Below are 9890 nucleotides of genomic sequence, written 5' to 3' on the forward strand. Positions count from 1 at the left end.
TCAGGCCATCATGGATCGACGCAGCAGCCAGCTCATGATCAGCATGCCCAAGCCGAAGGCGGCGGAGAAGCCGATGATGATCCAGTTGTAGACGGCCGTTCCCTCGCTTGGCGCCACCGCAAACATGAACTGCAGGGCAACGGCCAGCGCGAGATACGCACCAGAACCGACGATCAGCAAGAGTTCCTTGTTCTTCACCATCTTGAACACCCACACGCCTTCAATCACGCCAGCCAGGGCGACCCAGATGAAGACCGTGAGAAGGATGGTCGTCATGGAGCCACCCCGCAGGAAGAGAGAGATGGCCACGATACCGGCGAGAATGCCGATCACGCCTTTGAGGGCGATGGCCATTCGATTCAGCGTGCTGCCCGGACTGTGACCAGCGGCGACGGCCAGAGCGTATGCGCCATCAAAGAACACATAGATGGAGAAGAACCACACCAGCAGGTTGATGGTGCTCTTGAAATCCAAAAGCGCCGCTAACACAAAGGCGAATGCCGCAACGCCGCGTAGTGCCAGCAGGGGTGGGGAATAAAACCCTCCGCTACGCCGCACAAAAGCCGGTGATGAGGATGTGATGGTATCGTTCATGCTGCACCTCGACGTAAAACCATTTCCGTTTAAACCCGAACTCCCCGAATCTGTATGAGCCGAGGGACTTTCACACCGTTACCGAAAGCCCGAACATCGTGGCGACCACCCGCGCATCGCTTTGCGATTACCTCTTCGCTACGCTTTCGGTTGATTTCAGTTTAGTCGCGCCATCGCCGAATGGGCAAGCCTAAAATAGGCTGCAGAGCAAAGATTTCCTTTATATAAGCGCATAATTATGTGGTATTTTTCTTCAGTTCTGAATGCGCCGATTTTCACCTATGGCTCTCGGTCGCTGGTTCCATGATACCAAGATCAAAGATCCGGTTTGGTATCCTTGAACCAAAGGGCATCCATGTTGTGCTACACTAAGGATAATTCTATCTGGATAACGACGGATACGGACTTTCGTGTCAGCGAATCAAGGAGACCTCATGGAATATGCCGATATCGCCTCTCTGCACCAAGTGTCCAAGATCGCCCTGGGTACCTGGGCCATTGGCGGCTGGATGTGGGGGGGCAGTGATGAGCGAGACGCCATAGCCACCATTCATCGCGCCCAGGAATTGGGCATCAACATCATCGATACCGCTCCCGTCTACGGCTTTGGCCGTGCCGAGGAGATCGTCGGCAAGGCGCTCCGCCAGATGCCCGTCTCCCAGCGGCCCTACATCGCCACCAAAGTCGGCCTGAACTGGCGGGATGGCAAGGTCTACCGCGACAGCCGTCCGGCGCGACTGCGCAAAGAAGTGGATGACTCCCTGCGTCGCCTGGGAATCGATCACATCGATCTGTACTTCGTGCATTGGCCCGATCACCAGAGCGATTTTGCTGAGGCAGCACAAACCCTGGAGTCCCTGCGTGCTCAGGGCAAAATTCGGGAAATCGCCGTGAGCAATTTTCAGCCGGCGGATATGCGCGAATTTCTCAAGGGTGCGGGCATTGCCGCCAACCAGCTGCCCTACAATCTATTTGAGCGCGACATAGAAAAAGCGACCCTACCATTCTGCCGAGAGCACCGCATTCCCATAGTGGCCTACGGCGCTCTTTGCCGAGGTTTGCTGTCGGGCAAAATGACAGCGGAGCGCAAATTTACGGGGGACGATCTGCGTCGCGTCGACCCAAAATTCCAGGCACCCCGCTTTTCCCACTATCTGGCCGCCGCCGAGGCTCTGGAAGCCCTGGCCGCTCGTCTTGGCCACAGCCTCCTGGGTCTGGCGCTGCGCTGGCTGCTGGACCAGCCGGACCTCGCCTGTGCGCTCTGGGGTGCGCGCCGACCGGAGCAGCTGGAGAACCTGCCGGAGGCCTTGGGGTGGCACCTGGATTCCGAAAATTTCCGCGAAATCGACGAGATTCTTCAGAAACACATCCCCGACCCCGTCGGTCCGGAATTCATGGCCCCTCCCGAGGAGCGCCCAGAGGATCTCTGAGCGGATATGGTGGGAGCGCAGGCAGACAGGAGGGGCTACGGAGGGTCGCGCTGTGATCAACCAGAGATAAATTTCAGCCCGGCGTCTATCGGCGACCTCGCCCGGAGTTCCGCAGGTTCTCGGCGGCGGGGGTGGGCTCTGTGCGAGGGCTTTTGCCTGTCAACCCGATTCACAGATGTCCCCGTCATCCCAATCCGATCGTCCTCTTTGCAATTCATCGTCCGATTCCCTTCTACTCAAACGCCCCCTCCCATACAAAGGAGGGACGGTTCAGAATTGCTCCGAGGAGACACTGCGTTAGGCCAACGTCGAGGGTCTTTGCCTTGCCCGGCACTAGCGGCTTCCGCTATGCTCCAGACTGATATTGCCCCTAGGCGATTTACCGGCGAACCGAAACGAAAGGCAGCAAGGAGGTAGTACCCGATGTCCAGTTGGCTCAAACCCTTCCTCTGGATCGGGCGCTTCCTGCACTGGGTGCGTCTCACCCTGCTGAATCTCCTCACCCTGCTCATACTGGCAGTCGTCGGCGTCGTTCTTCTCAAGCTCTTGCAACCGGTCGCCCCCCTACCCAGCGATGGGGTTCTGGTGATCGCTCCCCACGGTACCCTGCGCTATGCCGAACCCAGCCCCTGGGCAGATTCGCTGCCCGGCCTTGGCCAGAGTGCAACGCAGGACGTCGTGGTGCATCGCTTGGTTCGCGCCATCGACGCCGCGGCCCAGGATCCGCACATCCGCCTGCTGGAACTCAATCTCAGCGATTTTGGCGGCGGCAGCATCACGGAACTGAACACGGTGGCCAAGGCACTGCGGACCTTCCGTGCCAGCGGCAAGCCCATCTACGCCTTCGCACCCGATTACAGCCAGGCCAGCTATTTCCTGGCAGCCCAAGCCAACCAAGTATTCCTGCCCCATCTGGGCGTCGTCCTATTCACGGGATTCACGACCAAAGGGCTCTATTTCAAGGATTTCTTCGACAAGATCGGAGTAAAGGTCTACAGCTTCCGGCAGGGCAAGTATAAGTCGGCCATGGAACCTTTGATCCGATCCGACATGTCTGCAGCGGCGCGAGAGGAAAACGAAGAGTGGCTGAAGGTCTGGTGGCACACTTATGCGCAGGGTATCGCCCAAGGTCGCAATATCCCCGTGGATCGGGTCGATCGCTACGCCAGCAAGCTCCCGGAACTCATCCAATCCAGTAAAGGGAATGCCGCACAACTGGCCCTTTCCGAAGGTCTGGTCACACAGCTGGGAGATCAGAAGGATTTTGAGGCCGCCATTGCCAAGGCTCTACATAAACCGGAAAAAGATCTGCAGCGGGTCAGTCTCGATACTTTCCTGCAAAAGGTGCCGACACCGGCGCGGTATCCGCAGCAGCAGATTGCCGTGGTCCCCATCGACGGCATGCTGGTTCCTGGGGATGTGGAGAAGGCCGGCCTGGTCGCGACGGAGCCAACCGTCGCCCAGCTGGATGACCTGCGCAAGGATAAGGCGGTCAAAGCGGTGGTCTTGCAGGTCAGCAGTCCCGGTGGCGATGTGACGACGGCCGATGCCATCCGCAAGGCCATTCTGCGCCTGCGCAAGGCGGGCAAGCCCGTCGTCGTCTCCATGGGCAGCCTGGGTGCCTCGGGAGCCTACTGGTTGTCCACGGGCGCCGATCGGATCCTTGCCGAGCCCACTACCATCACCGCCGACATCGGGGTCTTCATGCTCTTTCCCGATTATTCCGGTACCTTGCAGAAGCTGGGTATCACGGTGTCGGGCGTGAGCGTGCCTGCAGACGGTGCCCACCCCTCGCCCATGGTGCCGCTGACGGACAACGAGCAAAAGGCCTATCAGGCCGTCGTGGATCATCTCTACCACCACTTCGTCAGCCTTGTGGCAACGGCGCGCCACCTACCCTTTGCACAGGCCGAAAAAGATGCCCAAGGGCGCGCCTGGAGTGGTGAAGCGGCCTACCGTATGGGCCTGGTCAACCAACTGGGGGGGATGCGTGAAGCCATCGCGACAGCAGCCAAGCTCGCCAAACTCCCGCCCGACCATTACGACGTACACTACCTGCCCATTCCCGAGAAAATCTCGCTGCAGGGCCTGCTGGGTAATCTTGCCCTGGGCATCCTGCCCCAGGACACGCTGGGTCTGGGTCTGGTGGACACCGCCTTGTCAAAGGACAGCGAACTAGCGCAGATGCGTACTCTGCTGTTGGCGGCGCGGCCCTACGGATTCTTTTCCTACCTGCCCATAGATCCCACCATACGTTGATGGGGGCGAGGTGGGCCGGGAAAGTGGCCCGTCGGCAGGGTGGTCCGGCTGCACACTGTCCACCGATGGTCCATCCTATTCATCGCCCTTTGGAGATTATCCAGATCGTGGGCCTTGCCGAAGGGATCGAGCATATCCTCCCAAGGACCCATGCCAAAACGACAGTTGCCTACCTAGTGGGCGGTCGCAGAGATATCCGTGTCCTGAAGGAACACTGCGACGAGTAAATCGGTATTCATCTCAGCCGCCATGGCGAAAATCGGGGTAGATGAGCATGCCGCCGTCCACCGCCAGGGTGGTGCCGGTGATGTAGCTGGCCAGATCGCTGGCGAGGAAGGCGACGACCTGAGCCACCTCTTCTGGCTTACCCAGACGCCCCATGGCGATCTTTTCGTCCAGATCCTTGAGCGTATCCGGATTGCCCCAAACGGAGGCATTGATGGGCGTCTGAATGGCGCCTGGGGCTACGGCCACCACGCGGATGCCCCGGTCCGCCGTCTCCTGCGCCAGGGTCTTGGTGAACATGGACAAACCGGCCTTGGCACTGGCATAGGCGCTGTAACCCTCCCAGGGAATGAACTCGTGTACCGAGGTGATATTGACGATGACGCCGCGCTTTTGCCGTTCCATGATGGGGATGGCGGCTCGGGCTGCGTAGTAGGGTCCCAGCAAGTCGACGGCAAGGACCTTTTCCCAGGCCTTGGGATCGTCGTCCGCACCCACCAACTGGTGCGGGCCGTCCATACCGGCATTGTTGACCAGGATATCGAGGCTACCGAAACGCTGCTCCACGGCGGCGACGAGCTCGCGGACGGCCGCCACATCGGCGACGTCGGCCGCGAAGGCTTGCGCCTCACCCCCCTGCTGGCGGATGCTCTCCACTACTCGGGCCGCGCCCTGCGCGTCCTTGCCGTAGTGCACCGCCACCCGCGCCCCCGCAGCAGCCAGGGTGGTCGCAATGGCCTGACCCAGACCACCGCTGGCGCCGGTCACCAGGGCTACCCGTTTCTGCAGATCAAGATTCAGCATGAAAAGCCTCCACGACGGTCAGAGAAAAATCCTCGCCCAACCAGGAGCCGTCGTCCTGCCACTGGAGAGTGAACTGCAACTCGGTGCCGACGGGCAGTTTCTCCGTCGGGAGGAAGGCCACGTGACCCAGATCCCAGTCTTCACTGACGGTGTCCTGAATCTCCTGCCAACCGTTGATGCCCCAGTGCACCCGGAAAGGGCGATGCAGCAGCACCCGCAGCTCCTGTCCGGCGCGCAGACGGCGCGGCCGCTGACGCAGGCGCCACAGACGATAGGAAAGCTCCGGCCGCTTGCCCTGATAGCGGGCCCAGGTAGCCGCCGGACGGTCCACCGGTGCCTTGGCAACCATGCTGTGACAGAGTTTGATGAATTCGCCGTGGGCCCAGACCAGAGGCATGGCCGAACCGCTGGGCTGACCCGGAAAGAGTCCCTGCTCCGGAATGGGCTCCCGATCCCAGACCTGCTCGGGCAGGAGTCCGCCTACACCGGTCATGGCGGTCATGGCGCGCAGGTAGGGGCGGACATCCTCCCCGGCCAGCAGGGCATAGTGGCCGCGCTCGCCCACCAGCAGCGGCCAACCGCGACCGATGCCGCTGCCATCGAAGGGGCTACCATCGGCATGCTCACCGTAGCCGTCGCCGTTGTAGCGGTGCCAGACCGGACCATTGGGTGTATCACAACGCAAGACCGCGTCCATGACCTTGACGGAATCGACGATGTGCGGGTCGTCCGCCTGGCGCAGACCATAGCGGACCAGCTGCAGAAAATCCGTGGAAATCTGCTCGCTGGCAGGCAGATGGGGATCGTGGGCGCGATTCTTGATCTGCACCCACTCGTCCTTGGCGCCATCGTGGATCAGGATATCCTGAGGCGCGATACGCAGATAATAACCGCGCACACCGTGGACCCGGGCCAGCTCCGTATCGCGCACGAAGGTCCAGTCCTCGAGGCGGGCGTTCCAATAATCGGCCACCATCTGCGCACAGGCAGCCGCTTTACCCCCCAGGAACTCGGCACCCTCGATCAAGGCGGCGATGGCGACGGCCAGGGTAAAGGGGTTGACGCCCGCATCTTCCTCCCAGCGATCCTGGCCCGTTGCCGGGCCCTCTCGCAGGATAAAGCCCAGGGCGCGGCGGACCATGTCCTCGACCACGATCTCCCCGAGCACCTCCTGATCCCGCAGGAGAGCGGCGAGCAGCACAGGGAAGGCCGCTTCGTCCAGTTGGATTCCCTGCCAGAAGGGTTTCCCCCCCAACCACTGATTCTGCAGCCAGTGACCATCGGCCTGCTGAGTACTGAGGAGATAGCAGAGCACCTCCCGCGCTTCCTCCACCATTCCCGCGGCCAGCGCCGCTGCGGCGCTTTCCACGAGATCCCGAGACCAGACCAGGTGATAGCCGCCGCGGCTGACACTGGCCTCGCCCCAGGGAACCGAGAGACTCGCCACCAGCGCCCCCGGAAAAGTCCGGTCGGCATGTGTCTTGAGCACGTTCTTGGAGCGGCGATAGAGATTCTGCATGGCCGGCGAGAAACGACGGCGAAAACCTCGCGGCGGCTTGTGGCTCGCGTGCCACTGCAACCATCCCTCTTGGTAGCGTGCGCGGCTTTCGGCAAAACCTTGGGCAAGACTGGCCCAGGCGTTGGTGGCCGCCGCCTCCTTGCTGGTCCCAAGGCCCAGGGCCAGGGTACCGCGATGGGGGAGTTCGCCCGCCATGGCCACTTCGCCGGGCCCCGCTTCTGCGTACTCCCAGGTCATCACCCCATCGTGCTGCGCAAAATCCTGCCAGAGATCGCTCGCACCCACCTCGCCCACACTGCGGCGCGCGAACGCCGGCCTACCCTCGGCATCCCGGCACAGCAAGGCCAAGCCGAAGGGCCCCTGCTCTGCCCAGAGAAGTTCCCGTCCTTCCCAACTCCCGGTCCAGGCGCGATTGGCCGTAGCATCTCCGCCCAGTCGGGACGCGCAGAGCGCGAAGAGCCGCATGCCAGGTGCGGCCTCCAGATCGTAGTCCAGCAACAGCACATCCCGTTTGGGATCGGCCACCACCTCAAAGCGCAGGCGAAAATGGGCATGCCGGTGTTCGATGATCGGTAGGGGCACCTGACTGTCGACCAGACTCTGGGTCCAACTCGGATTGGCCTTCATCTCCAGCCAGAAACCCTGACCGTCGCTGACGAGGAAACCCAGATCGCGAATGGCCGGAATGTCTATGCGCGGATAGAAAACTTCCGTCACGATACCGCGTCCGAGGGTGAACCACAGGCGTCCGGGGCCCAGTGCGGTACCTACCAGACTTTTCTGTGCGGTGGCCCAGACGGGGTGGGAAGCTTGCGCGTGGGGAGCGGGATTTTTCGTGGACACGGGGTTCCTCTCTGGCGACCATGACTCCCCACAAGTCTAGACTATCCTCCGGTACCGGAGCGGGCCGGAATCACTCCCGACTTCTCCAGGTAGACGGGCAAGGCGGCAACCACCCGCATGCCGCGCTGGACCTCCGGATCCTTGAGCATGTGGTAAAGCCCACCGAGTCCGCCGCGGTGGTCTCCCTTGGCCGCGTGCTCCGCGCTTTCCGCCAGGGCCTGAGACAGGGACTTGCCCAGGTGCATCGCAGCCGCAAAGCTGTTTAACAGCGGATTGTCGCGGTTCTCCTCGATGAGGCTGCCCACCAGAGCCGGTAGATCGATGGTCTGCGCCAGTAGCCCGATCTGTTCACTGAGATCGGCAAGCCGGGCCAGGTTGCCATCCTCCTGTAGGCGCCGCAGGAGCTTCAGCGCGGCGACGATCGACTCGTCGGCACGAGTCTCCTCCCACAGATCTCCAGCCCGGCGCAGGGCACGGACCAGATCCTGACCCGCGGCTCCTTGGAGAAAGGCGAACAGGGCCTGGGCCTTAGGCAGGATCTCGGCCAAGGAACGCAACGCCGTGATCAGTTCCTCCATCGGCACGGTTTTCAGCGTATCCAGCAGTTTTGGCAGGAGCGGGCGCAACAGGTCCAGACTCTCCACCACAAAGGCGGCGTTCTCCCGCAGCAGCCGCAGCACGCCTGCCTCGCGCAGGGTTTTCACCGTCTCCAGAACCTCTTGCAGACTGTCGTCCACGGCGTAACGCTCATTCCAATCGCCCGCCTTGAGGGCGAGCTGCATGGGCAGCGCTGCCACCGGGCTGCCCATGAGGGTCTCGGCCCCGTTCACGAGCTCGCCCAGACGAGCAAGACCCGCCCACTGTTCGGGTGTCAGATGGGGGGCTGTCGGATTTTGTTCTGCTACCGCCATATCACATTCTCCCTGATTCAGATTCCGCAATCGCGGACGGGCAGCACCTCACGGCCTTGCTGCCCGTCCGGTGGCTAGGCTCACGGGCAGGCGTAGCAAGCCGCCGTACCCGCCGACCCCCGCACATCAGGCGGCAAAGAGCTTCTCCGCCAGCAGCTTGGAGGCATCCAGGCCCCACTCCGGCATCTTGCCTCGCGTCTTGAAGAAGAGATTCTTGTACTGCATCTTCAGGAGGAAGGGGACGTGACCCATCTTCAGCACCTGGTCGGGCCCGCCAAACCAGCTGTTGGAGCGGATGTAGAAAGCTTGGTTGGCACCCATGTCGCCGATGCAGTAGACCACGGGCTCCAAGGGTTTGTCCGCCTCTTCTGCCGCCATGCGTCCCAGATCCTTGGCAATCTGCTTGCCGACGATCTCGCCCTCGGCGTGGCCGATCCCGCCCAGCTTGGGCACCGTGATGGCCGCTGCGTCGCCCGCCGCAAAGACGTTGGGATACTTGGGATTGCGCATGGTCACGTCGGTGACGACGAAGCCCTCGCTGTCGCTGATGGGCAGACCTTTCAGGAAGTCGTGAGGCACCCAGTCCGGGAAGACCAGCTTGAGTTCCGCCTCTACACTCTTGCCGTTGGCGAACTCCACCCCTTCCTTGGTGATCCGGGTGATGTCCTGGGTCTCGTTGAGGTAGTGGAAACCCATGCCCGAGGCAATCTCCAGCAGCTTGCCTACCACCTTCTCACCGGCATCCTCGGCGATGAGCTTGGCCGGAGTAAACACCGTGATCTTGTCCGGTCCACCCTTGCCGTGCTCCTTGAGCCAGGTCGCCATGGACAGCATCGTCTCCACGGGCGGACCTTCGCAGGCGGCCTCGGCGCTGGGGAAAGCATGACCGCCGTAGAGCCGGATATCCTTGGTACCGTCGCCCTGGTGGAAGCGGGCCGAACCGATGGCCACCGGTCCGCCCTTGTACTCGTGCTCCAGAAAGTGCCGTAGTTTGTTGCCGTAATAGAAATCGGTGCAGGTCTGCCCGTACTCAGCAAAACCTTCGATCCTGTCAAAGGCCAGCCGATTACCCACCGCCACCACCACATAGTCGTAGTGCAGGCTCTCGGGAGCCGCACCCGGTCGCTCGCTGGGCACAAAATCCACGCGCTTGGCGTCGGGGTCCAGAGCCTTGACCTCCGCTTGAATGAAATGGATGTCGTCTTCCGCCAAGGTCGATCTCAAATCCATGCTCAAGGTCTTGGCAGGATCCCGACCCTCGAAGACCTCCGCCGGAATGTTGGGAACGAACAACAGAAAATTCTT

General features: G+C 61.7%; 7 protein-coding genes. 2 read left to right on the forward strand and 5 right to left on the reverse strand.

The window, feature by feature from the left end; genetic code table 11:
• A complete protein-coding gene (locus Q0C23_RS04635) occupies positions 1-594 on the reverse strand; it encodes a hypothetical protein (protein WP_291511215.1) in 594 nt (197 codons plus the stop codon).
• A 434-nt stretch (positions 595-1028) separates the two neighbouring features.
• Here Q0C23_RS04635 and Q0C23_RS04640 point away from each other — a divergent pair, with 434 nt between their 5' ends.
• Together Q0C23_RS04640 and sppA are read left to right on the forward strand one after the other, a co-directional pair.
• A complete protein-coding gene (locus tag Q0C23_RS04640; RefSeq protein WP_291511216.1) occupies positions 1029-2024 on the forward strand; it encodes an aldo/keto reductase in 996 nt (331 codons plus the stop codon).
• Positions 2025-2447: 423 nt separating this feature from the next.
• Positions 2448-4283 (forward strand): signal peptide peptidase SppA, encoded by a 1836-nt coding sequence (gene sppA, locus Q0C23_RS04645; RefSeq protein WP_291511217.1) that lies wholly within the window; start codon positions 2448-2450, stop codon positions 4281-4283.
• A gap of 240 nt (positions 4284-4523) precedes the next feature.
• Here sppA and Q0C23_RS04650 read toward each other — a convergent pair whose 3' ends face one another.
• The 4 genes from Q0C23_RS04650 to Q0C23_RS04665 all read right to left on the reverse strand — a co-directional run.
• A complete protein-coding gene (locus Q0C23_RS04650) occupies positions 4524-5312 on the reverse strand; it encodes a glucose 1-dehydrogenase (protein ID WP_291511218.1) in 789 nt (262 codons plus the stop codon).
• Positions 5299-7674: a glycoside hydrolase family 15 protein gene (locus Q0C23_RS04655; protein WP_291511219.1), complete on the reverse strand. Its 2376-nt coding sequence runs from the start codon at positions 7672-7674 to the stop codon at positions 5299-5301. Before Q0C23_RS04655 ends, Q0C23_RS04650 begins: the two co-directional genes overlap by 14 nt.
• Positions 7675-7715: 41 nt before the next feature.
• Positions 7716-8585, reverse strand: a complete 870-nt coding sequence (locus Q0C23_RS04660; RefSeq protein ID WP_291511220.1) for a DUF1641 domain-containing protein — start codon at positions 8583-8585, stop codon at positions 7716-7718.
• Positions 8586-8711: 126 nt separating this feature from the next.
• Positions 8712-9890, reverse strand: a 1179-nt coding sequence (locus Q0C23_RS04665; RefSeq protein ID WP_291511221.1) for a pyridine nucleotide-disulfide oxidoreductase, incomplete at its 5' end; no start/stop codon positions are given.

Source organism: Acidithiobacillus sp. (assembly GCF_023256195.1).
Lineage (GTDB): Bacteria > Pseudomonadota > Gammaproteobacteria > Acidithiobacillales > Acidithiobacillaceae > Acidithiobacillus_A.